Consider the following 24,881-nt stretch of genomic DNA (forward strand, 5'->3'; position numbering starts at 1 on the left):
GCAACATAAGCCCGGCCAAGGTTGCAGACACGCCCGTGCAGATTTCCCGTCTAGTTTGTGGCAAGTATTTGTCTCAGCGCCGCCCGCCGCTGGGCGTCGACACCTCCCGCCTCGAAATAGCCTTCGACCCCGCCCCAGCGCGTTGCGACCATATCCAAAGCCCCCGCGAGATACTCATCCTGCACACCGATCAACACCGCCACCATGTCGTCCGGCGGAAGAAAACCGAATGTCTTTTGCAGATCGCTCTTGAGATGGCCTGACATACGCAGGTTCTGGCCAAAAATATCGGACTTCCGGTAATCCTCGACAATCACCGAACGTGGCACTCCGAGCAGGTCAAGAAACAGGGCGACGACGACACCGGTGCGATCCTTGCCAGCGGTGCAGTGGACCAGCATCGGCGTGTCCTGCCCCACCAACGCATCGACCATCAGCGGCAGATGGGGCAGAAAGGCCTGCGGCATGAGGGCATAATTATGTGTCATCACTTTGACTGCGCGCGCGGCGGTCGGATCGTGAGCGAGCGACATCCACATATCTTCTCCCTGCGCGCGCAGGTCGGTATTCATGTCGAGGTCGAGTATCCGGCAGTCCGGGCCGCACCAGCCGTGCGGCGCCACGTTCCTTTCGACCGTAGATCGGAGGTCCGCCACCGAGCGAAAGCCTAGATCGGACAGTTCAGCATGATGAACCTCGAAGAAACTAGCCGGGCCTTCGGACCGGAACAGGATACCGGGCCGGACCTGCCCTCCGCCCGCAGTCGGCAACCCGCCGATGTCTCGGAAATTGAGGCGGGACAGGGCGATGGTCATACAGTCAGTCCTTCACTGGGGGATAGGTGGGGACGACGGCGCGCATCTGCGCCAGCAGGTCGGGCGCCATCCAGACATGCTCGACATAATGGCCCAACGTCGCTCGCTCGTCGGTGTAGATATAACGCAGCATGTCGCCCAACGCGCCCTCAAACACGACCGGGTGCCGTGTCAGGTCGAGCGAAGCGACATGGGCCTCCCAGTGGGCAAGCGGCCCGTCGATACGGGTCGCGACATGGTGAAAGCGAATGGCGAGGTCATCGACGTCGGGCAGAAAATCGCTGAAGAGGGGCGCTGTGTCCCCAACCGGTTCGATCAGTTCGAGCTCGACGCCGCCGACCACCGCCAGCGCGATCTTCAGTACCGGCTTGCCCGTCGAATCTTCGCCAGGTTGGATGTTCGACATCTCAAAAAAGCCCGGCGTGCCATAGGCTTCCTTGAGCAGGGCCATCGCCGCGTCGAGATCATTGGTGACATAGGCCACTTGGCTATGCTGGCTGTTGGGCCGGGCGAACATGCATATCTCCTGCTATTATCGAGAGTCCGGCCGCCAAAACCGGGCGCGGTACCCGCCGCGCAGTCAATTCGCGAACATTTTCCCCCCGTCCACGACCAACGTGTCGCCCGTGTGGTACGCGGCCATGTCGCTCGCGAGATAGACGGCTGCGCCTTCCAGGTCGGCCGGCTTTCCCGCCCGTCCGAGCGGCGCCTTTGCGGCGACCAGGTCCGCAATCATCTTGCCCACCGCCGGATCCGCAAATGTCATCTCTGTTTCGATGAAACCCGGCGCGATGACATTGCAGCGGACGCCGATCGGACCGAGTTCGGCCGCCAGCGCCTTGGCGAGGGCATTAAGCGCGCCCTTGGCAATGCCATAATGGGCCATGGTCGGCACGCCCTGGAAGATCGAACCGCTTCCGCAGATGATCAGCGAGCCACCCGGATCTCCGGCTTCAGCGCGCGCCTTCATATGCCGCGCACCCTCCCGCAGCGTGAAGACCGCGCCATCGAGATTGACGCCGATCAGCTTGCGATAAGTTTCGACGTTCATGTCCGTGAACGGCACCCGGTCGGCGATACCGGCATTGGCGACGACCGTGTCGATCCGGCCCATGGCATCGAGTGCGCGGGCGAAGCCGGCGACGATCGCAGGCTCGCTTGACACATCAACCATGTCAGCGAACACTCGCACTCCATAGGCGCGCAACGCCACTGCCGCCTCTTCATTCCTGTCGGCGCGCCGTCCCCAGAGGATCACATCACTCCCCGCGCGGGCAAGGCCGCGGGCAAAGCCGAACCCTAGCCCCGAATTGCCGCCTGTAACCAGCGCTACCTTGCCGCTCAGATCGAAGAGATTTTCCGGCACGTCCATTCTCCCAATGGCCGCTCGAACGACGGCGGTGCTTTGGCGCAACATTGCTGGCGAGCGGGCCGATGGACAAGGGGCAGGCAGTTTCGCGATCGTGCCAATGCCATCGCGAAACTGCCCTCCTTTAATGCATCATGCGTTCGCGAAATTGCCGCGGCGTCAGTCCGGTTGCCTTGCGGAAGGCGGCTGAAAAGGCCGCCGCGCTGTCGAACCCGCAATCCCACGCTATGACCTTGATTGCCGGGCCGGATTGCCGCAACAACTGCTTTGCCCGATCGATCTTGCGGTCGGCGACATAACGGGTGAGCGTTTGCCCCGTGGTAGCCTTGAACTGCCGAAAAAAATGACGGGTGGAAAGGCCGCATTCCGCCGCCAACTCGGACACGGACGGAGGCTTACCCGGCTGCTCGACGCGATCGCCAATGTGCTGAAGCTGGGCCGAGGACATGCCGCGCCCCCGAATTTCACCTACGCCGCTGGAAATTAGCAGATAGCGTTGCAATTCGATGGCCGCCTGAAGCCATATCGCCTGCGTCAGCATCTCGCTGCAAAAGCCCGGCTGCGCAATCTCGCCTGCAATGCGCCGCAGTGCCTCGCGCACGACGGGGCTACGAACGTCGAGCGCGGCTTGCAGGGCGTCGCTTGACAGGTCCGAGGCGTCATCATGGTCAAATCCCGTCCCGTCAAAGGCGCAGCATATCGACGTCTGCTCGCCCTCGCCCCATTCGGTATGAAGCTCGCTTCGTGCAGGGACGAACAGCACATCGCCCAGAGCGCTGCCCCTCCCCTCGCCCACTCCGCCATAGCCGCCACAGGGGCGACCGGGCCGAGGGGACAGGGCGAGATCCAGAAAGCTGCGGGGCGACGAAAATATCCCGCTCTGCTGGCCACGGAAGCGATAATGGTGCAATTCCATCACCACGCCGGGCAGCGCAATCCGGCCCCGAACCGTGCACTCCATAGCCGGTGTCTCGGGCAGATCATAGACCTGGGAAACAGTGTTCATCCAACCTCTCCGATCGATTTCTCCGACCGCGATACGATCCTTATGCAGCATGGCACTTTTGCCGAGCATTTGGCGCAGTGGCGATGGCGGCGCACCTTGCGGAAGAAAGGGTCCGTGCTTTTAGATAGCGCATCGACAGGAGGAGAGCGACATGGGTAGTCCCGTACAGGAAGAGACCGCGCGCCGTAACATCATTCATATCACCGACCTGCATCACCCCGTGCTGACCGATGTTCAGAAGCAGGTCATGGCCGGGGCCGAAGCGGCGGCGGATCAGATCATTTTTCGGCCAGAAGTCATACTGGCCGCCGCTCAGGGCCAGACGGACCTGTCGGATTTCGGTGCGGACGATTTTCGTGAACGGCTGGCCGTCTGGTGCCAAGCAATCGACGAAGATGCGAACGCGTCTCCAGTCGCGCGCGCAAATCTGTTCCAAATGATGATCCGGCTCGCCGCAACACGTCTGCGGATCGAGGATATGGTGAAGCGCCACCCGGAGATACTCGATATCCAAATCGACCGACCGATCATCGTCGCGGGCCTTCCCAGATCGGGCACTACGCATCTGCTCGGCCTGCTATCGGCCGACCGCCGGTTCCGCTCCCTGCCCTGGTGGGAAGCAATCGCCCCGGTTCCGGCCCCAGATGAAACCCCGACGAGCGAAGACGAGAATCCCCGCTGGACCAAGGCCGAACAGGGCTGGCGAATGATGGAGTCCATTCTGCCGTATATGGCGATCATGCACGAATTTTCGCCCGATCATATCAGCGAGGATATCGAGCTTCAGGCGATCGACTTCTCCTCCTATCTGATCGAGTGGCTAGCGCATGTACCGCTCTGGCGCGATTATTATCTGAGCCACGACCAGTCAGGCACCTATGCCTATCTGAAGAAGGGCCTTCAGGTCCTCACATTCTTGAAAGGACCTAACCGATGGGTCATCAAATGCCCGCAGCATATGGAGCAACTCCCCGCCCTCTATAAGACCTTTCCCGATGGCACCTTCGTATTGACCCACCGCGATCCGGTGGGGTCGATCCGGTCACAGCTCACCATGTATAGCTATGCAGCGCGCATGTTACGCAAGACGATCGATATTCAGGAACCGCTTGGCTATTGGCCCGACCGCTATGAAAAGCTTCTGCGCGCCTGCGTGCGAGATCGCGACATTCTGCCGCCCGACCAAACGATTGATGTCTATTTCCATGAATGGATCAGAAATCCCGATCCAATCCTGAAAGAAATCTACCGGATTGCCGACACCCCGCTAACCGATCAGGCGCTCGCCGATCTGCACAGCTATCTAGCCCAGCACGGCGAGCAGGCAAAGGGTAAGATCGTCTATGATCTGGAGCGCGATTTTCATGTGACCGGCGAAGAATTACGCCGTCCCTTCGCTTTCTATTTCGATAGGTTCCCGGTCCAGATTGAGGTGAAATAGCCCTTCTCACCACCTGCCTTTCGACAGGAGGGAAATCAAGGCGCCCTGATTAGGACGGGGCATTGATTCCGATACCAGCAGAGGAATGCCATGCCCGAATTGAATGTCATCACCCGTGATGGCTCCCAGCAGACGATTGATGCATCCGCCGATATGTCAGTGATGGAAGCGATTCGTGATTCCGGTTTCGATGAGTTGCTTGCTCTATGCGGCGGCTGCTGTTCCTGCGCGACGTGCCATGTCTATGTCGACCCGGCCTTCGCTCAGTCCCTGCCTCCCGTATCGGACGACGAAAGCGATTTGCTGGATGGCTCGCCGCACCGCAACGACTACTCGCGCTTGTCCTGTCAGGTCATGATGTCTGAGGTTCTATCCGGCCTCACGGTGACCATTGCACCTGAGGACTGAGCCAATATTAGCCCTGACTGAATGAGAGAGGATTATTGTGGCCTGGAAAGAAGATATTCGTGAACAGCTCGATGTGTCGGACTCGAGTGTACTGACGGACAAGCAGAAGCAGATGGTCAAGCATTGGACAGACCTGCAGGAAACCCTGAATGCCGGGGACTTCGAGGGAATGGACCGGTTCTTCCATCCCGAATTTCGCTACGGAAACCCCAACCGGCCAGATCTAGGCACCTATGAGCAGTGGAAGACCTCACCGGTCGCGCTCTACAAGACGTTCTTCCCTGCCGCCTACAAGACCATCGACGCGGTCGGCAAGGGCGACGATGAAATCTGGATCTACGCCACCCATTACTGCAAGCATGTCGGCGGCCCCTATATGGGCGTGCAGCCGACCGGGAATGAGTTTCAGGTTAACTGGTTCTCGATCGTCAAGTTCAAGGACGACAAGATCGTCAGCATCTTCAGCATATCCGACGTGCTGACCATGCTGAAGGACATTGGTGTGGTGGAAGTCCCGCAGCCGGTCGATCCCTATAAATAAACAGGCATTTCCCTGCCCTTCTTCCGTGTCGGTCAGGCGACCGGAGGAAGGAGGGCAGCGAGCAGGAAGGCTGCCAGGCGATCGGCATGCTCTGCCGCATGCACTTCATCCACTTCCCGCCCGGCCCCCAGCCGCTGCTGCATCGGCACTGCACAGAAATAGTAGCCGACCCCCTGGACCAGCAGCGCCATCAATGCGGCCGTCGACAGACCATGCACGGGCCGCTGCAACCGCACTGCGTCGAGCAGACCATCAAGCCGCCGCTGGAACGGCCGCACGAAATGTTCGACGATATGATCAAGCCGCCAGGTCGACCGGCAGCCTTCCACATTGGTCAGCGACACGATGTCACCATTGCTCGTCGCCCACAGGCAGAAACGCTGGATCAGATGGCGCAGCCGCACCTCCGGATCGGCCGGCTCATCAAAGGCGGCTTCGACGAAGGGCGATGCCTGCGCCATGCGCCAGTCGACCGCACGTATCCACAAATCCTCCTTCCGGCCGAACCGGACATTCAGGAGATTATGACTGACCCCAAGCCGCTTTGACAGATCGCGCAGCGTCGTGCCCTCATAGCCGCGTTCCGCGAAGGTCGCAAAGGCCAAGCCCAACAGCTTATCCTCATCCACGGCTTGGGCGGCGTTGAGGGCTGGACGGCCACGGGTGCGCTGGGGACGATCGAGCATCAGCAGATCCATAGTGAAAAGACGTTGACATATAAATTGTCATCCGTCAATTTAAACCAAAGGAGAGTGGATAGCGCTATGAGTTTCGATTCTGATCTGTGGTGGGCTGTCGCCCGGTCCGAGGAAGTGACTTCCCAGAAGCCGCTGTCCGTCGATATAGGCGATCAGCCCGTCGTGCTGTGGCGCGACAATCAGGGCATCGCCCGGGCGCTGGAGGATCGCTGCCCTCATCGTCGCGCGCCCCTGTCGCTCGGTTGCATCCGCGACAATGGCTGGATCCAGTGCGGCTATCATGGCTGGAGCTATGAGGGCGAGTCGGGACGCCTGAAGGAAATCCCGAACATGAAGAACCAGCAGAAGTTCCCGCCTGTCTACAAGGCCAATGCGTTTGGCGTGAGTGAGCAGGCCGGCTTTGTGCGGGTCTGCCTCAATCCCAAAGCGCAAGCACCACTCCGCGCAGACCCCAAGTATAGCTATGTCGGCACGGTCAACGTCAGCTGCAGCCATCAGGAATATCTGAATGCGCTTTATGATGATCCGAGCCTCGTCCTCGCGATCCGCGGTGTCCGCTTCAGCCCCTATCTGATGTCGGAACTGCATGAAGAAGGCGGCATGCTGGTGATGGAGCGCAATTGCCAGTGGCATCCGCTACACTGGCCGTCACATTTCGTGGCAGAATTTCCGCTCACACTGCTGACGCGCACCCATCCGCTGACCGGCGAGACGCGGCTGACGCTGCGCGACGACCAGTTCAACGATCTGCTCCACGCCGTTCTCTCGCCCGTCCCCTCGGCGCGGGGGGTGACAGCCGTCCGCTGGCGGGCCGAGCTGGGCGTTCGCCATCCGGGCGTGCGCGGCGCGGTACTGCGCGGGATCAATCCGCTGACAGTACTCGCGTCGGTCGACGGATCGAGACTGCGTGCCACCAAACCCACCGCTTCGCTGCATGGCGAAGATCTGCGCAAGGCAATGCTGGAAAGCGCCCCCGCGACCCATGATCAGACCGTAGCGGCCTGAAGGAGGATTTGAAGATGCTGGAAACCGCCGATCATCCCGTCTCGCACGACGACAATTCCGCCACACCGACGGGGGGCAACCCGATCGCCCTGAATGCAATCAACCGCTGGGTGCCGCATAATCTGGTGATGCGCGACAGCTGGTTTCCGGTGGCACATGATTATTCTGTAACGGGTAAGCCCGTCCGCCGCGCCATTTATTCGCACCCCATCTTCCTGTGGCGCGACAATGGTATAGCAGTGGCCAGCGAATTCCATCCCAATGAGCGAATTGCACGCAACAAGAGCGAATTTACAGACGCGCGCGGCCGCTATCCGGTGATGGAACATTATGGCGTTGTCTGGGTGTGGTTCGGCAATCCGCTGGCGGCTGACCCTGTCCATCTCCCCAGCCTGCCTTTCCTCCCCCCCAAGGGCGGCCTGCCCCGGCACATGACCGCTACCGTCCGCTTCGAGAGCGCTGCGCCGATCAGCCTTGAAAATCTGATCGACCTTACCCATGCCGACTTCCTGCATGCCGACGTCGTCGGCGACGAACGGTCGGACAGCGAGACGGTGGAAACCTTCTATGACAGCGAGACCGTCACCATGGTCCGCACCTGCGTCAACAAGTCGGTGGCCCCGGTGATGAAATTCTTCAGCGGCATCAAGCAGCCGACCCAGAATGTTCGGCAGGTGATCCGCATCTACCTGCGCTCGCATTGCGCCATCGCCTATGGCCGGTTCAGCCCAGGTGATGATGTCCCGCTCTTCCACCCCTGCACGCCTGAAACGCGGGACCGCACACGGATGGAAATGGTCATGAACACCTCCAACGCGGGCCTGATGTTCCGCCATGTCATGCCCAAGGCGGGTTACAAAGTGTCGCGGCAGGACAGCTATATGACCTCCCCGCAAAGCCCGCGCTATATGCGCCATACCGACCGCAAGGATTTGCACAGCAAGTTTGACCAGGCCGGGCAGCGCTATCGCATGGCGATGATGGAACTCGCCGACCGGCAGGCGATGGGCGATTTCGCCTATCGCGACAATGTGAGCGCCGACTGCAGCGACATCATCGGCCTGCGCAAGGAACTGTTTCAGTTCTGATCTGATCTCCCCAATGGGCGGACGGCAGCGTCCGCTCCTTTTTCCTTTTTCGGAGTCGCCATGGCAAAGCTCGTAAATGCGGTCGGCGGCGAACGCCGCTGGTGGGCCGTCATGCCCACCCTGCCGGCCCCCGCCATGGCGGGTATCGGTCAGCAGATGGAGCAGGCGGGCTTCGAGGGCTGCTTTTCGCTGCAAATTTACGGGCCGCCCTTCATCCCGATGGCTGCGACCGGAGCGCTGACAAACAGCTTGAAGGTCGGCACCGGCGTCGCTATCGCCGGAACGCGCAGTCCGGTGGAAACCGCCTATGCAGCGATGGACGTTGATCGCATTTCCAGTGGTCGCTTCGTGCTGGGGCTGGGCTCCAGCATCAAAAGCTGCGTCACGGGCATGTATGGCGAACCCCAACGCAAGCTGCTGTCCCACCTGCGCGAAAGCGTCAATGTGATCCGCTATGTCATCGCCAACGCGCATAAGGGGCTCCATCCGATCCAAGGGGAATATTTCTCCGCCGATTTCGAGGAAATGATGCTGACCGCGCCCCCGGTGCGTGAGGAGATTCCGATTTGGATCGCGGCGCTACAGGACAAGATGACCGCACTTGCGCTGGAAATCGGCGACGGTCTAATGGTTCATGCCCTCTGGTCCGCGGCATATGCCAAGAGTAAACTGCCATTTATTAACGAGAAGTTGGCCCAATATGGCCGCAGGCGCGAAGATATCGAAATTAACGCCTGGCCGTGGATCGCGGTCAATGATGACAAGCAGAAGGCGATCGACGACAGCCGCGCCACGGTCGCAGCCTATTCCGGCTACAAGGAATATGAGCCCTTCTTCGAAGCGATCGGCTTTGGCGATCAGGCGCGCGCCTGTCAGCTGAGCCTCGGTGAGCATGGCGACATAGCCAAGGTCATCCGCAATGTGTCCGATGAAATGGTCGAAGCCTTCGTGACCTGCGGGCCCGTGGACGAGGTCCTTGAAAAGATCGAGCCGTTCTGGGATGTGGTTGACTCGCTTTGTCCGATGACGCCCTATCGGGACCTGACCATGGAGCAGCTGAGCGACTATAATGCGGGCCTGTTCAAACTGGTGGCGACCGCCCGGGCACGCGCTGGCATGGCTGCTAAGCCGGCGTAACAGCTAGGGTTGATCTCATAGTTGCAACGGCAGGAGCCGAGGCCAAGGATTGTCCTTAGTCCCGGCTCCTGCCGCTCCCCCCAAAGGATCAGGCCTGCACCAAGGAGTCGGCCAAGGCTTTACCGGCAATGAACCCAGTGACCATGGCTGGGCCCACATTGCAGCCATGCGCCGGCGATTTGCCCCGCCAGATGGAATTAGCATCGAGCCCTGCCGCGAACAGCCCTTCAACCGGCGCGCCATCTGTCCCGATCACGCGGCATTGGGCGTCGATCTTGAGGCCCACCGTCGTCGATCCGTCGCCCGGATAGATTTTGATGGCATAGAAAGGCCCCCTCTCCACCCGGCCCAAGCAAGGGTTAGGCTGATGCTTGGGATCGCCAATCTCGATATCGATCTGCGTGTCGCCCTTGCCGAAATCCAGATCCTTGCCGGTCTCGGCATATCGGTTCATCTTCGCGACCGTCGCTACTAGCCCATCGGCGTCCACCCCAATCTTGTCCGCTAGTTCGCGCAGGCTGGGTGCCTCCGTGACATAGCCCGCCGCGATCAGTTTCTTAAGTCCGCCGCCGCCGGGATACACCATGCCCATGCCATATTTCTTAATGAAGGCGGCATCCCCGATGATGTGGGCCGGCACGGTCCCGCTCCTATGCATGGCTTCGACAAAGTGGACTGACGCCTCATTGCCGAAACGCTCGCCCTTCGCATCGACCGCAATGCACCCGGGCTTCGACATGTCGATCAGATGCGCGTAGCGCGCGACATAGCCGTCCGGCCGCGTCATCTTGGAAACCACGGCCCAGACGGCATTAACCAGATTGTCACCGTCCAACGACGCGCCAGCGTCCAGCCCCATATTCATCCCGTCGCCGGTATTTTCGTAGGGCAGTATCGAGACATGCTCGTCGGCATAGGGAATATAGGCCTTGCGCAATTGCTCACTGGCCGAAAAACCGCCGGACGCCAGAAGGACACCCAGCCTCGCCCCAATCTCCTCGCCATGGACGCGCACGCCCGTCACGCGGCCAGCCGTGATCAGCAACCGATCGACGGCAGCGTCCTTGCGGAGAGTAACACCAGCATCGATCGCCGAGCGGATCAGCCGCGCCGCCAGCGCATTGCCCATCGTAAGCCGCGTGCCGCGCGGAAATCGGCGAACCTTGTCGAGACCGAATTTCGCTGCGAGCTTGCCAAAATGGAACAGCGACTTTGGTGACGGCATTTTGGCGAGATAGGGAAGGTCGAACAGATCGATCATGAAGCCGCCCGGCGCGTTGAACTCCTCGCGCGCGGGGCGAAGCTCGACGAAATGATCGCCGAGTTTCTTGCCGTCATATTCCTGCGGTGAAAGCAGTCGGCCGTGATTGGCGGCGCCGGCGACTTCAGGATACCAGTCGCTGCTCGGCGGCGAGAGATGGAAATGAACCTCACTGTTCTTGTCCAGCCATTCCACCATTTCCGGACCGGCGTCGAGATAGGCGTCGATCAGCGCGGGATTGGCTGTCGGCCCGATCACGTCCAGCACATATTGGCGCGCCACGGCCGGGCTGTCCTCGACACCGGCCGCCTTCGCCTGCGGGCTGCCGGGAATCCAGATGCCGCCACCCGAAACCGATGTCGTGCCACCGAAATGTTTGGCCTTTTCCAGCACGAGGACCGACAGCCCGGCGGCCGCGGCCCTGATCGCCGCCGTCATGCCCGCCGCGCCCGATCCCACCACCACAACATCATATTGGACCATCAAGTCCTCCCGATCAATCTTTCGATGTCCATGAGGAAAAGCGCGCGAACCCGCGCCTTTCGCCCGGCAGGGTTCAGATCTTGGGCATGATTTCCTCGGCCACCCACTGGAGCCGCTCAAGATATTCGGTCAGCCCGGATATGCCCGGCGGCAGCGGAACGATGGTTTCATTGACCCCCAGTTCCTTCAGCCAGCCCACCTGATCGATGACCTTTTGCGCGTCGCGCGTTCCGGGCGCGCGCGGGTCGTCCATGATCTCATGATGCGCGCCGACATTGAGCATTTCGAGCGCAAAGAACATATCGATCGGCCGTCCGTCATATTCGGGCTGCGAACGGACGAAGTCGAGGCATTCGGGGAATTTTTCCGGCGGGGTGCGGAATGGCGACCAGCCGTCGCCAAATTTCGCCACGCGCTTGAGCACCGGTTCGGCATCGCCGCCGAACCAGATCGGCAGACGCGGTTGCTGCACCGGCTTGGGCGCGAAACCGACATTCTTGAACCGGACGAACTCGCCCTCAAACTCAGGCTTTTCCGATGTCCACAGTTCAATGATCGCGGCGACATATTCATCGGCCATGCGACCTCGCTGGTGGAAGTCCACACCCAGCATCTCGAACTCTTCCTTCAACCAGCCGACCCCGAACAAGGCCGTGGCCCGGCCGCCGCTCAGCCAGTCGAGCGTCGACCAGGCCTTGGCCTGAACGATCGGGCTTTGCAAAGGGAGGATCGACACCGACGAACTGAGCTTCATATTCCTGGTAAGCCCGGCGAGGAAAGCGAGTGCAACCGTCCCATGGACATAGTGGTCGCCCGACAGCGCTATATGTTCCTGTGGGATGATGAAATGTTCGCCCAGCATGCATTTGTGGAAACCAAGTCGATCGGCCGTCGCCATCGCCTTCCCGATGTCATCTCCCGTCAAAACATATTCCCACGGTTGCGTCATCGCGGCGACGTGCATGCTGTTGGGAACGCCAATGTTAAGCTTCATTATGATCCTCCCATATTCTCCAGGCGAAAGAATAAGTGGGGGCGGGCCAATGGCACCTTCCCGCCGGAAGGGGAAACCGCCCTGAACTCAGGCCCGACGACTTCCGGCACGGCAAAATAGCCTTTCCCCATCCTCACCATCAGCTATTCCCGTCTGAAGAGAGGGTCAGGACTTCCGAGGGGAGAATGCCTTCGACCCGCCGAAGCAGCGCTACGCCTCCAGCGGCACGAGATCGCCCGTGATGCGAATACCAGCCCCGTCGACCTTATAGGTCTTGTTCATGAAAATCAGGATCGACGTCAGCGCTTCGGCAGCGGCGGAATTAACGAGCGCACCGCCGTGCAGCCCCCGCAAGCCCATGGCGTCAGCCAGTGCCACGACGCGCGCCCGGGCATCCTTGTCATCGCCAAAAACCAGCACGTCGCACCCGACATCCACATCCTTCGCCAGCTTGTGCGCGGCGACATTGTGGAAAGCGGAGACCAGCGTGACATCCTCTCCCAGCACGTCCTGCGCCTTTTGCGCCGCGGAGCCTTCGCACGGCAACTGGACGCGCATCACCTTGGGCGGAACGAGCGGGACAGTCGTGTCCACGACCAGCTTGCCCGCGACATGGGGAGCAATGTCGCGAAGGGTCGCCCCCTGTGCGGCAAAGGGCACCGTCACGATAACAATGTCCGCTTCCGCCGCAACATCAGCATTGGCGCCTCCGCGCAGACCATGCCCCAGTTCCGAGGCTGTCTTTTCCGCACTTTCGGCGTTTCGCGACCCGATCGTCACCGGATAACCGGCACGCGCCAGCCGCCAGGCGATCGCAGCGCCCAGATTGCCGGTGCCGCCGACGACGGCAATGGCAGGAAATGTCATAAAATGTCCTTCGACTGATTGGGGGTAAAGCGCATCATGTCTGCAAATACCGCGGAATGGGACGTAAAGCCGCCGTCAGCGACAATCGACGCGCCAGTAATGTAGCGGGATTGATCCGACGCCAGAAACGCGACGACCTCGGCAATATCCTCCGGCCGGCCGAGATAGTCGACCATATTATGCTCCCGCATCAGCGCCTGCGCCTCCGGCGGCATGTTTCGGTCCAGAGCCTCCGTCATCACCAGCCCGACAACGACGACATTGGACCGAATGCCCTGCTTGCCATATTGCGTGGCGATATAGCGGGACAGGCTGAGCAGACCGGCCTTGGTCGTGCCATAAGCGGGAAAGTCGAGATCCCCGGCGAGGCCCTTGCCCGACCCGGTAAAGACAACCGAACCGCCACCCGCAGCGATCATGGGCGGGATGGCGTGTTTTGCAGTGAGCATCGCCCCGCGAAGGTTGACGGCGAAGGCCCGGTCCCAGAAGTCGGCATCCATATCCGCGATCGGCCCATCGCTGGTCAGCATCCCGGTCTGTGCCGCATTGGCATGCAGGATGTCGAGCCTGCCGAAACGCTCGACGACCTTTGCGATCCCGTTCGCCACCGTCTGCTCGTCAGTGACATCCATGATGAGAGCGATCGCCTCTCCGCCATCTGCATCGATCCGCGCAACGGCTTCATTGAGCGGCGAAGCCTCCGGGCCTGCCACGGCGATCTTCGCGCCCCGGCCCGCCAGCATGAGTGCGGTAGCGAGGCCAATGCCGGTTCCTCCGCCGGTGACAATCGCAACCTTATCCTTCACTGGATGTTGCAGGTCGGTCATAGCCTCTCCGATAAGGCAAGGGGCCGTGGCGGCACCGGTTGATAGAGTGTCGTGCGCTGACAGACAGGCCGCCCCACCGATGCCGCCAGAGCCCGCATTGCCTCAGGCCCGAACTCTTGCCCGTTAACGCCACCGGCAGCCCGGGTGATCAATTCGTCCATCAGCGTGCCGCCCATATCATTGGCGCCGGCATTCAAGATCGCCGCGGCCCCCTCCGGCCCCATCTTCACCCAGGACACCTGGATATTGGGGATCACCGGATGCAGCACGATGCGCGCTACCGCGTGCATCAACACCGCCTCCCGATAGCTCGGCCCGGACCGCGCCAGGCCCTTGCGCCAGATCGGCGATTCCATATGCACGAAGGGGAGCGGCACGAATTCGGTGAAGCCCCCCGTCTCCTCCTGCAACCCGCGGATGCGGAGCAGATGCCGCGCCCAATGGCGATATTCCTCGACATGGCCGAACATGATGGTCGCCGTGCTACGCAGGCCGACCCCGTGCGCTACCCGCATCACTTCGATCCATTCGTCCGCCGTGACCTTGTCAGGGCAGATGATGGCGCGAACTTCGGGGTCCAGTATCTCCGCCGCCGTGCCGGGTAGCGTGGACAGCCCTGCTTCCCTGAGCCGCGCCAGATAATCCTCCAGCGGCAGGCCGAGCGTGCGTGCGCCATGCGCCACCTCTAGCGGCGAAAAGGCATGGATATGAATATCAGGCGCGGCCTCACGCACTGCCTTCAGGACATCAAGGTAGGTATGACCGTCATAATCGGGATGAATCCCGCCCTGAAGGCAGACTTCCGTCGCGCCGCGATCCCAGGCTTCGGCCGCCCGGCGTCCGATCTCCTCCATGTCGAGCCTGTAGGCCGGGCCCCGCATGGCCCTGGTGCTGCCCTTCGAAAAGGCGCAGAATCCGCATTTATAGAGGCAGACATTGGTATAGTTGATGTTGCGGTTGACCGCATAGGTCAGTGTGTCGCCCACTACCTCACGCCTCAACCGGTCAGCCTGGTTGATGATGACGGTGAAATCATCCTGCTCGGCATCGAACAGGGTGACTATGTCCGCTTCGCTCAGCCGTTCACCCTCCTCCGCCGCGGCAAGGATGGAGAGGATCGATCGGGAGGCGAGAACCGGCTGCACGGCCGTGATATCGGGCGCGGGATCGCCATGCCCTGCGGACCAGTCTTCGACCTTGGGCAATCCCCGCCCGTCGATGGCACGCAGGATATGGGTGGCGATGGCTGGCGCTGCCCAATCCCGCGCGGCAAGCGCGTGGCGCGGACCGATGGCGAGCCGCTGCGTCAATGTGCGACCCGCGGCTTTGGTGGCGTCCTCCAATATCTCCAGATGCGGCCAGGGCGCCTCCGGGTTCACATGGTCGGGCGTCACGGGCGACACCCCGCCCCAATCATTGACACCAGCCCGGATCAGCGGCGCCAGATCGACACGGTTGTGCAGATTGGGCGGCGCCTGTATCGTCATCTCAGGACCCAGGATGATCCGCGCGGCAGCGATGGCCCAGAGATGATCGTCGAGCGACGCTTCGGCATGATCCGCCATCCGCGTCCCCGGCTTTGCGCGGAAATTCTGGATGATAACTTCCTGAATATGGCCGTAGCGGCGATGCAGACCGCGAATGGCGACCAGCGCTTCCACCTGCTCGTCGCGGGTTTCGCCTATGCCGATCAGCAGACCGGTCGTAAACGGCACGCGCGCCCGTCCGGCTTCCTCAATGGCTGCCAATCGCAGAGCCGGTTCTTTGTCAGGCGAACCGAAATGCGGACCACCGCGCTTGCACAGCCTGTCGGAACTGCTTTCCAACATGATGCCCATGGAGGCGGAATGCGGCCTTAACAGCGCATAGTCGGCGCTGTCCATCAGACCCGGATTGAGATGAGGCAGCAAGCCGGTCTCGCGGAACACCAGTTCCGTCATTTCGGCAAGATAGGACAAGGTCGAGTCATGCCCCAGTTGCGCGAGAGCTTCACGTGCCGCCATGTAACGGGCTTCCGGCCGATCGCCGAGCGTAAAAAGGGCTTCCCGGCATCCGGCCGCCGCGCCGGCGCGGGCAATGGCCAGAACCTCGTTCCTGCTGAGATAGGCTTCACCGGCACGCGCCGGGGTGGTGGCGAAGGTGCAATAGTGGCAGACGTCACGACACAATTTGGTGAGGGGGATGAAGACCTTGCGCGAATAGGTCACACGATGGCCATGCGCCGCCACCGTCATCGCCTCCGCCACATCCATCATGTCGCCAAGCGATCGGGATCGCAGCACCCCCGCGATCCCGGCCGCTTCGTCACTGCCCAGATGCATTAGGTTCAGTGTCACATCGCACTCCGCGCCTGGGCAAGCCCACGAATGGTTTCCAGCGGTGCGGCATGGCCCGGCAAGGCCGCGATAAAGGTCGAAACGCCCATCGCTTCCAGGTTTCGCAGCATGTCCGTGGCCGCGTCCACAGGCCCCGCCAGCGTATCAAAATCCGCCAGAAACTCGGTCAGTCCCAACTCTTCCATCAGAGCCACATTCCTGCCGCCGACGACCACATGCTCGGTCGGATCATAGCGCGCGTGCAATTCATCGATCTTGCGGCGAAACTGCGTCGGAACCCGCGCCAGGGTTTCGGGCGTGCGGAATGCCATGCCATTGACCACGATGAACGCCTTGAGGTCGTCAATGGCTTGGTCCCGACACGGACGGATCGAAGCGAAGGAAACTACCCAGATATCGATCCGGGATGGGTCCCGTCCCGCCGCCTGAGCCGCCGTCCGAACTGCATCAATCCGGCCCTTCAACGCATCCAGATGGCGATCGCCAGCAAACAATATGACGCCGTCGGATTGCTCGCCCGCCAGAGCCAGCGCCTTAGGACCGAAGGCGGAGTAATAGATCGGTATCGGGCGGGCAAAACGGAGCGGCTTGATCTCCGCCCCGTTCAGCTCCGCCGGCCGTCCGGCAAACAATTCCTTGAGCGTCGCCAGCTCTGTCCGCACTTCCTTTTGCGTGGCCGGGGGCCGCCCGATGGCTAGAACCGTGCTTCCGCCAGTAGCCAGACCCAGCGCCACGCGCCCACCGGAAAGTTCGTCGATCGTGCGGAGGGCGGAAGCCGTCACCAGCGGGTGCCGCATGAAGGGCGAGGTAACCAGCGGCGCCAATGTCGCTTCCGGAGCCTCCATTGCAGCAAGCGTGAGCGACACATAAAGTTCATGCCAGGCCGCGGGCGAATCTCCCACAGTGACCAGGTCGAAACCCAGATCGGAGGCGAGGCGCACCTCTTGCCGGAACGCGTCTAAACTTTCCCCCCACATGCTGCATATGCCGAGCTTCATGGCCATCCTCCTGGGAACATTTTACGCGCTGCCGTCTAACCGCCAACCTGTCCTAGTGGAGGGGGAAGACAGGCAAATCGCCCGCCCTCCCCCGCCAAGCTGTTCAGAAGGAATATTTGGCCATGATGCCCCATGTGCGCGGATCGCCCGCGTAGACGGAACTGGTGGGGAAGGACGGTAGAAGAACGCTTGAGGCCGAGAAATATCGCTCGTTGAAGAGGTTCTTCACATAGACGCCCAGATCAAGAGCCGTGCCCCCGATCCCACGCCAGTCGACACGCGCATTGGCCAACTGATAGCCTGGCAGCTTTTCGCCGTTTTGACCGCCGAAATCGTCGGTCATGAATAGGTCGGCATTGAGTACGACATCACCGTCAGCCGGACGAATGGGCAGGGTCCAGCTGACACTGGCCGTGCCGGAAAAGCTCGGCGAATATTTGTTGATCTGGCGTTCGCCCAGCACAATCGTCGAAGGCAGCCCCGCTGGAACGGTCAGGCTTTCCACCTTCACATTGGTATAGGCGGCATTGAAACCGACGGTGAGGCTCCGCACGGGGCTGATCGAGGCTTCCAGTTCGACGCCCCAGATGCGCAAATCCGCGACATTGGCGGCCAAAGACCCGTTGGTCGGAGAATCCGGGGTGCCGTTCGGAACGGTCGTCTGCGTGTTCAGGAACTGAAGCGCATTCTTGTACTTGCTGTAATAGGCGGCAAGATTGAGACGCCCGCGCGCCGATCCGACATGATAGTCATATTTGGAGCCGATTTCGACGTCGGTGATCGTTTCCTCACCCGTTTTCTGGAACGGACGAAGATCCGCGCACACCCCTCCCGTGGCCACGCATGCCGGATCTGTGCCACCTGTAGTAAAAGGCGTTTCAAACAGCGGGGTGTTTACATTGACGCCACGATAACCGCGCCGCGATACGATATAGAGCAGCCAGTCCGGCGTCGCCTTGTAATCGAGACCAATCGTCCAGCTCGGCTCCTCGCCCTTGTTGGATACCGTGCCGACGCCGTCGGCCAACCCCAAGGCCGCGGTGTTCAGACAAGTGGCTTCATCGACATAGCCCGTGCCGATGGTGCCACCGCAGGCCGATACCTTGTCCCAGCTGTACCGGGCGCCCAGATTGAGCTTCAGCTTGTCGGTGAATTCATAGCCGATCTGGCCATACACCGCCCAGTTCTTATTGCGGACATGGGCAGTCACCGCAGGAGCAGGGACGCCGCCAATCGAAAATGCCGTGAACTGGGATCCGCTGGGGCCGTCCGGCTTGTCGTTATTGTAAAATGCGCCGACAATGAAATTGAACGAACCGAAATCGCCAAGCAACTGGGTTTCATTCGTCAGATATTGCCGGTCCAACACGGATGATGCCGTGAACAGAGTGAAGGGCACGGCCGAAGGCGCGGGAGATGGCAGACCTGTGGGTATCTGCAACAGCGGTAGGCCACCGGTGTTGATCAGCTGGTAACTGTAATTCTTGCGATAGCCGAAAATGTTGCGCAGCGTCAGATCACCGAAACTCAAAGATGTATCATTGGTGATGGACGTGGTCTTGCGATAGGCCGAGCCGCCGTTGATGCCACCATCGAACGATCCGCGACGATTGGCCTTCTGAACCTGCAGCGCCGCCTGAACCTGCGGCTCGACGACCCCCAGTCCCAGCACAGCGAAGGGGTAATTCTCCCGCAGCAGGTAAAGGCCGCCGGCTAGTTCATCGCCCTTGAAATATTCATAGATTGTCGTGCTCTTGAGGCCCTCTATAGGCTCGACCAACAGGGACAGGCGGAAGGCGTCCTGATGAATATTGTCGAATCCCGGGCCACCATCGAAGGCGATCGTGCGCGGGTCCTGCCGGCGGATCTGGCCGGCCGCGCGGAAGGCGACCTTGTCCTCGATGATCGGAATATTCACCGCGCCTTCCAACTCGCGATAATCGAAGCGCCCGTAAGTGCCCTCCACATAGCCCTCGAACGCGTAGCTCGGCTTCTGACTGCCGATCACGACCGCTCCGCCCAAAGTATTACGGCCGAACAGCGTCCCCTGCGGCCCCTTGAGCACCTGAATGCTACCGATATCATAGGTCGGAACGTTCGATCCGACCGATGGCAAGGGGGTATCATTGAGATAGATGACCACGCCGGGCGTCACTTCGCCCAGCGGCAACTGGCCAATGCCACGCAGCGTAAGGGCCACGTTATCTTTGCCCCCTTCGGATGAGAAGGTGAAGCCAGGCGCGATCGTCTTCACGTCGCTGACCGTCTGCACGGTGCTGCGTTCCAGCGCCTCCGCCGAAAAGGCCGAAATGGACACGGACACATCCTGAAGTCGCTCTTCTCGGCGACGGGCTGTGACAACTATATCACCCGCATTTTCGCTTTCAGCCTGCGCTTCTGCCGAAGTCACGGGCTGAGCCCATGAGGGGAATGCCACAGCTGCGGTGCTCGCAACCAATGCCAATTTCAATGCAGCCAATCGCATAAAACCCTCTCCTATCGTTGTCGCCTGTGGTCCACACAGCGGGAAGACAAGGCAAATTCAGCGTTCGACCTCATCAACAACCTATCGCTGGGTAGGATTTGCACTGTCAGGGAACAAACGGCTCAGATGTTGTATTTTCGCCGCACCAATGCAGTATGCATGTCTGTGAATGACAGATCAGGACCAAGCTGAGATCAAGTCGGCGATCGGCACTGCGGCAGGCTCGCAGATGCTTCCCGGATTGAGGGACAATCTTGGTGCAGGCGCTGCCTGCGTCATGCCGTTTCGGCGCACAAAAGTCCTGCGGGCCGCGTTATGCGCATGCCGTGGCGCTTCCTCCATCGACAGCACGGGCGTGACGCAGGCATCGCCATCGGCAAAATGGGCAGCCCATTCGTCGCGGCTTTTCGTAAGGAATGTAGTGGCAAAGTCTGCTTGCATCGCGGGCCAGCCTTCCCGATCATTTTGTTCATAGTGCCGGCCGGAAAGACCCAATCCTTCCACCATCTGGGCAAAGAATTTCGGTTCGAGACATCCAACCGCGACATGCCGCCCATCAGCGCATTCATAACATCGATAAAAGGGCGCTGCACCGTCCAGCAGATTCGAGCCGGGCGCATCTTCCCACAAGCCCTTTGGCTGCCACGCGTAGAAAAGGCTCATCAACGATGCGACGCCGTCGGTGATGCAGGCATCCACGACTTGGCCCTGCCCTGTCCGTCGCGCCGAAAGTAGCGCGCTCAGCATCCCGAAGATCAGGAACATTGCACCGCCACCATAATCGCCCACCAGATTGAGCGGTACCGGCGGCGTCCCGTGTCTCTCTCCCATGGCGTGGAGAGCGCCGGTGATCGAGAGGTAATTGATGTCGTGACCCGCCCGGAGTGCCAACGGCCCGGACTGCCCCCATCCCGTCATCCTTCCGAACACGAATCGCGGGTTGCGCGCCAGGCAGACATCCGGGCCCACTTCGAGCCGCTCCATGACGCCGGGCCTGTAACCTTCGATCAACCCGTCGGCCCGCTCAATCAACGCCAGCAGCTGTTCGCGATCCGTGTCCTTCTTGAGATCGAGATAGGCCACCGACCGGCTGCGATGCAGGATGTCGCCGCCCACATCATCCCAGTCCCCCGCTCCCGCCGATGGCGGCCGAGCTATGCGGACGATCTCGGCGCCCATATCAGCCAACAGCATCGCCGCGAACGGTACGGGGCCGATCGCGTCGATTTCCAGCAGACGAACACCGGCCAGCGGCCCGCTTTTTCCCATCATCAGATATTCGTCCGGTCCGCGCCCTTCAGGTCGAGCATGGCGCGCGCCTCATCGGGCGTAGCGATTTCAAAACCCATGCCTTCGACAATTTGCCGCGCAGTCTTGACCTGCTCCGCATTGGTTTCAGCAAGCCGACCTGGACCGCCCCACAGCGAATCCTCAAGACCGATGCGGACATTGCCGCCCATGGATGCGGCCATGGCGACAATGCTCATCTGACGCGCGCCAGCCCCCAGCACTGACCATTCATATTGGTCGCCGAACAGCCGGTCGGCCGTGCGCTTCATGTGCATAATATCATCGGGATGGCTGCCGATGCCGCCCAAAATACCGAAGCAGGTTTGAATGAACAGCGGCGCCTTCACCAGCCCGCGATCGAGAAAATATTTCAGATTATACAAATGGCTGGTGTCATAGCATTCGAATTCGAAACGCGTACCCAACGGCGACAAAGTTGCCAAAAGATGTTCGATATCTGCATAGGTGTTCTTGAAAACCAAATCGCGTGACGCTTCGAGCGCTGCCGGTTCCCAGTCATGCTTGAACGATTTGTAGCGATCCAGCATCGGGAAAAGACCAAAGCCCATTGTGCCCATATTGAGACTGGCAACTTCCGGAGCGAAAGTCTGGGCGGGACGAATACGCTCCTGCACTGTCATCGAAGGGTGCCCTCCCGTGGTCAGGTTCAGGACCGCGTCCGTGCGCTGCTTGATCACCTTGAGGAAAGGTTCGAACAGGTCGGGGTTCTGGTCCGGTCGCCCATCGACAGGGTTGCGCGCATGCAAATGGATGATGGCCGCGCCTGCCTCGGCCGCGCCGACCGCCGATTCCGCAATTTCCTCCGCAGTCACGGGCAAATAGGGCGACATAGATGGGGTATGGATCGCGCCTGTAATCGCGCAGCTGATGATGACCTTGCGTTTTGCCATGATTATTCCTTTCGCGCAGAGTGCGCGGTTCGCAGGTTATACGAACGGCGCAATCTATCCTTCGATAGGAAGTGACGCGCACTTCAGGGCAAAATACCCAGTTGCCGCGCCCGGAGAACTGCCTGCGGACGGCGGCGCACGCCGAGCTTGTCATATATTTGCTGCATATACCATTTGACAGTACCTTCGGTCAGACCTAGGCGGTCGCCGATTTCCCGGTTACGCAAACCGCCACTTACCATCGTCAAAATGTCTACCTCGCGGTTGGCGAGCCGCCCAGTCAGGCCGAAATCATCCTCATCGTCCTCACCCGCCTCGATCTGCGGTCCTCTCCGCAACATCGACACGAGGCGAACGGCAAACCGATCAGCGGGCGTTTCCAGTTCTGGACCCTGCGAATAGGCTTCGATGATGAGAGATGCGATTACCTCGCCCTCATCGATGAACACCCGCACCCATCCAGCCGGTTCGGCCATCTCAACGGCCGCGCGAACAGCCCTTCGCGCCTCCGATCGATTGCCCTGAAGCACCGCAATCTCCGCCAACAGCAGTTCGAAGATCACAGCAGAGCGCAGGGCGCCTGCGCGCTTGACAAATTCCAGCCAGCGATGGGCAACCTTGCGTGCCCTGCCGAGCCGGTGGCGTTGCATCTCGATCCGGAGCCAGGCGATCGCGATGCTTTCGTTGCGCCGCGTCGGGTGCAGGGTGGGAATAGGTTCGCCGTCCAATTGCGGATCGCCGGCCAGGAAATGCCGCTCGGCTTCCTCGATCTGCCCTGCTTTGACCAGCAGACGTACTTCCTCGGCCACTATGAAGGCGCGCAGACGATCAAGTCCACATTCGATGGCGACAAGGTGGGCGTCGTTTAGCGTCAACAGCGCTGCTGGCAAATCACCTCGTGCCGCCCGCAAGCGCGCACTGACCAGATAGCCTGATGCCATTTGATCGGAAAATCCCCACTGCCGCACAACTGGCAGATACTGCTCCGCCAGATCCGCCGCTTGTTCAAGATCGCCTGCATCGTAAAGCAACTCGGCCAACGGCAATGCGGGCAGCGCAGCTAGTCCGGAACCTGGTCCATGGATCTCTACGGCCAGCGCGAAGGCTTCTTCCAGAAACCGTTGGGCTAACCGGGTCTTACCCTGCGCCATCATGGTGGGCGCGACTGAGGCCTTCAACGCAATGGACGCAAAAGCCGAGCCGGGGCGAGACAGGGCGCGGCTCGTTTCCGCCTCGAGCTTGAGCATGTCCTGAAAGTGATAAAGCTCTCGCCGCGCCGACATGAGCTGCGCCAGCAGGGTGCAGCTGAGGTAAGCGTGACTGTCGGCCAATTCAGCTAGCAATGGTTCTGAATCCGCCTCTACCCGGACCATGTCGTCGCGCGCCGCCGCCAGCATCACTAAACGATGGCGTATCAGCAGCTCAAGCTGCTCCAATTCATGCATGGGCAAGGATTGAGCCTCGCGCCGGGCTTCACATGCTTGTCTTGCAGCGGAAATCAGTCGGTCCGCAGAAGAAAACGCCAGCTGCCGGATACGTCGCCATGCCAGCGCTAGCAGCAGATTGGGCCGTTCCGCCAAGATGGGCCAAGCAAGTTCCGCTCCGAGTTCATCAATGCGATACAGATATCCCGAATAGGTCAGCCCTTCAGCCAGACGATCCAACTGATCGGCTAGAAATTCCTTATCGCCGCTCAGTCGCGCATGTTCGATCGCAGTGATAAGTTGCCCATCTTCAGCGAAGTGGTTACTCGCACGCCGGTGCAGGACTGCGGCCCGGCTTGGCGCGCGGTCCATCAGCCGACCAAGCACCATTTCACGAAATAGTCGATGATAGGAATAGCGGCTGTGTTCCTGATCTATCGCATGCAGAAATAGGCCTTCGCGAAAGACATGATCCAGCATCGCCCGGGCATTTTCATCCCCCGTTACTGCCGCGCAGGCTGATGGGGTTAATTCGTCGAGTATCGAGGTGTCGACCATAAAGCGACGGACATCATCCGGCTGCAAGCTTAACACCTCGTCATGAAAATATTCGGCGAATTCCGGTCGGAGACCCGTCAATCGAGGGATGCCAGCACCTTCGCTGCCACGCCGATATAGGTCGCAGGCGATCACAATGCCCGAGACCCAACCCTGCGTATCACCTACTATGTCCTGTAGATCACGCGAATCTACCGGCGTTCCGATAGATCGGGTGACGAGTTCGGTCGCTTCGGCCAAAGTGAAGGAAAGATCGGCGACTCCCACTTCGACCAAAAATCCGAGCGCCCGCATGCGCGCCAGCGACAGCCCGACTGTCCCACGCGCGGCTATGATGATCGTGAGCGCATCGCGCGCGCTGGATGACAATTGCGCGACAAATTCAAGGATCGGCTTGGCGAGCAGCTGAGCGTCATCAATGATGATGACGGGCCGCACATCCCCCCCCATCGCAATGGTGGACAGCCAGCTTTCGTCGGATGCGTTACTTTTCAGATCGCCCCATGGCAGCCCTGCAGCGACACCGGCGGCCTTCAAGGCCTGCAGAAAAGACTGCTTGCTGCTTAATCCCGCTCGCGCCGCCATCCAGAGAATGGGACGTCCTTGGGCCTTGAGTTCATCTGCCCAGAACAGCATCGCTGTCGTCTTTCCGCTTCCGGCGGGAGCTGAAACCGCCGTCATGCGTGATCGCCCCACCTTTTGCGTCAACGCTACGAGTGCAGCGCGCCGGATCGGGCTCTGTGTAGAACGGGGCGGCAAGATAGTTGTGGGCACAACGGTCATGCTGTTCTCTCCTAAAGGCGCTTGGGCCCGATTCGTTTTCTTGTCTGAAATATATTCTGCGCGATGAATCTATAACGCAATCTCTTTTTCCTATCCACAGATAGGTTCCCATTCAGCCGCTAACTGTCCAATTTCGGCAAGGACCGGCGCCCTTGC

General features: G+C 60.5%; 21 protein-coding genes. 6 read left to right on the forward strand and 15 right to left on the reverse strand.

Going from position 1 to position 24,881, the window contains the following annotated elements; all coding sequences use genetic code 11:
- Positions 1-50: 50 nt before the first annotated feature.
- The 4 genes from ACWNC0_RS15220 to ACWNC0_RS15235 form a co-directional block, all read right to left on the reverse strand.
- Positions 51-815, reverse strand: coding sequence for a tyrosine-protein phosphatase (locus tag ACWNC0_RS15220; RefSeq protein WP_449472757.1), 765 nt, complete (start codon positions 813-815; stop codon positions 51-53).
- Positions 816-819: 4 nt separating this feature from the next.
- The gene (locus ACWNC0_RS15225; RefSeq protein WP_449472759.1) at positions 820-1,332 is read right to left on the reverse strand and encodes a VOC family protein; all 513 of its coding nucleotides are present in this window, start codon (positions 1,330-1,332) and stop codon (positions 820-822) included.
- 63 nt (positions 1,333-1,395) lie between these two features.
- Positions 1,396-2,187, reverse strand: coding sequence for an SDR family NAD(P)-dependent oxidoreductase (locus ACWNC0_RS15230; protein WP_449472761.1), 792 nt, complete (start codon positions 2,185-2,187; stop codon positions 1,396-1,398).
- 121 nt (positions 2,188-2,308) lie between these two features.
- Positions 2,309-3,190: a helix-turn-helix transcriptional regulator gene (locus tag ACWNC0_RS15235; protein WP_449472763.1), complete on the reverse strand. Its 882-nt coding sequence runs from the start codon at positions 3,188-3,190 to the stop codon at positions 2,309-2,311.
- Positions 3,191-3,341: 151 nt separating this feature from the next.
- Between ACWNC0_RS15235 and ACWNC0_RS15240 the strand changes: the two genes are divergently transcribed.
- From ACWNC0_RS15240 to ACWNC0_RS15250, 3 genes are all read left to right on the forward strand, one after another.
- A complete protein-coding gene (locus tag ACWNC0_RS15240; protein WP_449472764.1) occupies positions 3,342-4,631 on the forward strand; it encodes a sulfotransferase family protein in 1,290 nt (429 codons plus the stop codon).
- 90 nt (positions 4,632-4,721) lie between these two features.
- Positions 4,722-5,039 (forward strand): 2Fe-2S iron-sulfur cluster-binding protein, encoded by a 318-nt coding sequence (locus ACWNC0_RS15245; RefSeq protein WP_449472765.1) that lies wholly within the window; start codon positions 4,722-4,724, stop codon positions 5,037-5,039.
- 37 nt (positions 5,040-5,076) lie between these two features.
- Positions 5,077-5,580 (forward strand): ester cyclase, encoded by a 504-nt coding sequence (locus tag ACWNC0_RS15250; RefSeq protein WP_449472767.1) that lies wholly within the window; start codon positions 5,077-5,079, stop codon positions 5,578-5,580.
- Positions 5,581-5,612: 32 nt separating this feature from the next.
- Here ACWNC0_RS15250 and ACWNC0_RS15255 read toward each other — a convergent pair whose 3' ends face one another.
- Positions 5,613-6,266 (reverse strand): TetR/AcrR family transcriptional regulator, encoded by a 654-nt coding sequence (locus ACWNC0_RS15255; protein WP_449472769.1) that lies wholly within the window; start codon positions 6,264-6,266, stop codon positions 5,613-5,615.
- A 78-nt stretch (positions 6,267-6,344) separates the two neighbouring features.
- Here ACWNC0_RS15255 and ACWNC0_RS15260 point away from each other — a divergent pair, with 78 nt between their 5' ends.
- The 3 genes from ACWNC0_RS15260 to ACWNC0_RS15270 are packed head-to-tail and all read left to right on the forward strand — an operon-like array spanning position 6,345 to position 9,508.
- Positions 6,345-7,283: a Rieske 2Fe-2S domain-containing protein gene (locus ACWNC0_RS15260; protein WP_449472771.1), complete on the forward strand. Its 939-nt coding sequence runs from the start codon at positions 6,345-6,347 to the stop codon at positions 7,281-7,283.
- A gap of 14 nt (positions 7,284-7,297) precedes the next feature.
- A complete protein-coding gene (locus ACWNC0_RS15265) occupies positions 7,298-8,371 on the forward strand; it encodes an aromatic ring-hydroxylating dioxygenase subunit alpha (RefSeq protein WP_449472773.1) in 1,074 nt (357 codons plus the stop codon).
- Positions 8,372-8,431: 60 nt separating this feature from the next.
- On the forward strand, positions 8,432-9,508 hold the full coding sequence (locus ACWNC0_RS15270; protein ID WP_449472775.1) for an LLM class flavin-dependent oxidoreductase: 1,077 nt from the start codon (positions 8,432-8,434) through the stop codon (positions 9,506-9,508).
- Between the two features lie 88 nt (positions 9,509-9,596).
- On the opposite strand, the gene ACWNC0_RS15275 is transcribed toward ACWNC0_RS15270, so the two are convergent.
- The 10 genes from ACWNC0_RS15275 to ACWNC0_RS15320 all read right to left on the reverse strand — a co-directional run bounded on the left by ACWNC0_RS15275 (position 9,597) and on the right by ACWNC0_RS15320 (position 24,725).
- Positions 9,597-11,252, reverse strand: a complete 1,656-nt coding sequence (locus ACWNC0_RS15275; protein WP_449472777.1) for an FAD-dependent oxidoreductase — start codon at positions 11,250-11,252, stop codon at positions 9,597-9,599.
- 73 nt (positions 11,253-11,325) lie between these two features.
- Positions 11,326-12,246 (reverse strand): TIGR03619 family F420-dependent LLM class oxidoreductase, encoded by a 921-nt coding sequence (locus ACWNC0_RS15280; RefSeq protein WP_449472779.1) that lies wholly within the window; start codon positions 12,244-12,246, stop codon positions 11,326-11,328.
- 210 nt (positions 12,247-12,456) lie between these two features.
- Positions 12,457-13,113, reverse strand: coding sequence for an NADPH-dependent F420 reductase (gene npdG / locus ACWNC0_RS15285; protein ID WP_449472780.1), 657 nt, complete (start codon positions 13,111-13,113; stop codon positions 12,457-12,459).
- Entirely contained in the window at positions 13,110-13,940 is an 831-nt protein-coding gene (locus ACWNC0_RS15290) for an SDR family NAD(P)-dependent oxidoreductase (RefSeq protein ID WP_449472781.1), read from the reverse strand. The genes npdG and ACWNC0_RS15290 overlap by 4 nt, the downstream gene beginning before the upstream one ends.
- A complete protein-coding gene (gene cofH, locus ACWNC0_RS15295; protein WP_449472782.1) occupies positions 13,937-16,276 on the reverse strand; it encodes a 5-amino-6-(D-ribitylamino)uracil--L-tyrosine 4-hydroxyphenyl transferase CofH in 2,340 nt (779 codons plus the stop codon). The genes ACWNC0_RS15290 and cofH overlap by 4 nt, the downstream gene beginning before the upstream one ends.
- Positions 16,273-17,274 carry an LLM class flavin-dependent oxidoreductase gene (locus ACWNC0_RS15300; RefSeq protein WP_449472784.1) on the reverse strand — a complete coding sequence of 334 codons (1,002 nt, stop codon included), beginning with the start codon at positions 17,272-17,274 and terminating at the stop codon, positions 16,273-16,275. Before ACWNC0_RS15300 ends, cofH begins: the two co-directional genes overlap by 4 nt.
- Positions 17,275-17,377: 103 nt before the next feature.
- Positions 17,378-19,684, reverse strand: coding sequence for a TonB-dependent receptor (locus ACWNC0_RS15305; RefSeq protein WP_449472785.1), 2,307 nt, complete (start codon positions 19,682-19,684; stop codon positions 17,378-17,380).
- Between the two features lie 252 nt (positions 19,685-19,936).
- On the reverse strand, positions 19,937-21,031 hold the full coding sequence (locus tag ACWNC0_RS15310) for a CaiB/BaiF CoA transferase family protein (protein ID WP_449472787.1): 1,095 nt from the start codon (positions 21,029-21,031) through the stop codon (positions 19,937-19,939).
- Entirely contained in the window at positions 21,031-21,960 is a 930-nt protein-coding gene (locus ACWNC0_RS15315; RefSeq protein ID WP_449472789.1) for a 3-keto-5-aminohexanoate cleavage protein, read from the reverse strand. Before ACWNC0_RS15315 ends, ACWNC0_RS15310 begins: the two co-directional genes overlap by 1 nt.
- A gap of 83 nt (positions 21,961-22,043) precedes the next feature.
- Positions 22,044-24,725 carry a LuxR C-terminal-related transcriptional regulator gene (locus ACWNC0_RS15320; protein ID WP_449472790.1) on the reverse strand — a complete coding sequence of 894 codons (2,682 nt, stop codon included), beginning with the start codon at positions 24,723-24,725 and terminating at the stop codon, positions 22,044-22,046.
- Positions 24,726-24,881: the final 156 nt, after the last annotated feature.

The organism is Sphingobium chungangianum (assembly GCF_977014255.1).

Bases quoted from the DNA above. Each gene is read 5' to 3' on its own strand.
- ACWNC0_RS15220 (WP_449472757.1), bottom strand. From the start codon at position 815: ATGACCATCGCCCTGTCCCGCCTCAATTTCCGAGACATCGGCGGGTTG.
- ACWNC0_RS15225 (WP_449472759.1), bottom strand. From the start codon at position 1,332: ATGTTCGCCCGGCCCAACAGCCAGCATAGCCAAGTGGCCTATGTCACC.
- ACWNC0_RS15230 (WP_449472761.1), bottom strand. From the start codon at position 2,187: ATGGACGTGCCGGAAAATCTCTTCGATCTGAGCGGCAAGGTAGCGCTG.
- ACWNC0_RS15235 (WP_449472763.1), bottom strand. From the start codon at position 3,190: ATGAACACTGTTTCCCAGGTCTATGATCTGCCCGAGACACCGGCTATG.
- ACWNC0_RS15240 (WP_449472764.1), top strand. From the start codon at position 3,342: ATGGGTAGTCCCGTACAGGAAGAGACCGCGCGCCGTAACATCATTCAT.
- ACWNC0_RS15245 (WP_449472765.1), top strand. From the start codon at position 4,722: ATGCCCGAATTGAATGTCATCACCCGTGATGGCTCCCAGCAGACGATT.
- ACWNC0_RS15255 (WP_449472769.1), bottom strand. From the start codon at position 6,266: ATGCTCGATCGTCCCCAGCGCACCCGTGGCCGTCCAGCCCTCAACGCC.
- ACWNC0_RS15260 (WP_449472771.1), top strand. From the start codon at position 6,345: ATGAGTTTCGATTCTGATCTGTGGTGGGCTGTCGCCCGGTCCGAGGAA.
- ACWNC0_RS15265 (WP_449472773.1), top strand. From the start codon at position 7,298: ATGCTGGAAACCGCCGATCATCCCGTCTCGCACGACGACAATTCCGCC.
- ACWNC0_RS15270 (WP_449472775.1), top strand. From the start codon at position 8,432: ATGGCAAAGCTCGTAAATGCGGTCGGCGGCGAACGCCGCTGGTGGGCC.
- ACWNC0_RS15275 (WP_449472777.1), bottom strand. From the start codon at position 11,252: ATGGTCCAATATGATGTTGTGGTGGTGGGATCGGGCGCGGCGGGCATG.
- ACWNC0_RS15280 (WP_449472779.1), bottom strand. From the start codon at position 12,246: ATGAAGCTTAACATTGGCGTTCCCAACAGCATGCACGTCGCCGCGATG.
- npdG (WP_449472780.1), bottom strand. From the start codon at position 13,113: ATGACATTTCCTGCCATTGCCGTCGTCGGCGGCACCGGCAATCTGGGC.
- ACWNC0_RS15290 (WP_449472781.1), bottom strand. From the start codon at position 13,940: ATGACCGACCTGCAACATCCAGTGAAGGATAAGGTTGCGATTGTCACC.
- ACWNC0_RS15300 (WP_449472784.1), bottom strand. From the start codon at position 17,274: ATGAAGCTCGGCATATGCAGCATGTGGGGGGAAAGTTTAGACGCGTTC.
- ACWNC0_RS15310 (WP_449472787.1), bottom strand. From the start codon at position 21,031: ATGATGGGAAAAAGCGGGCCGCTGGCCGGTGTTCGTCTGCTGGAAATC.
- ACWNC0_RS15315 (WP_449472789.1), bottom strand. From the start codon at position 21,960: ATGGCAAAACGCAAGGTCATCATCAGCTGCGCGATTACAGGCGCGATC.
- ACWNC0_RS15320 (WP_449472790.1), bottom strand. From the start codon at position 24,725: ATGACCGTTGTGCCCACAACTATCTTGCCGCCCCGTTCTACACAGAGC.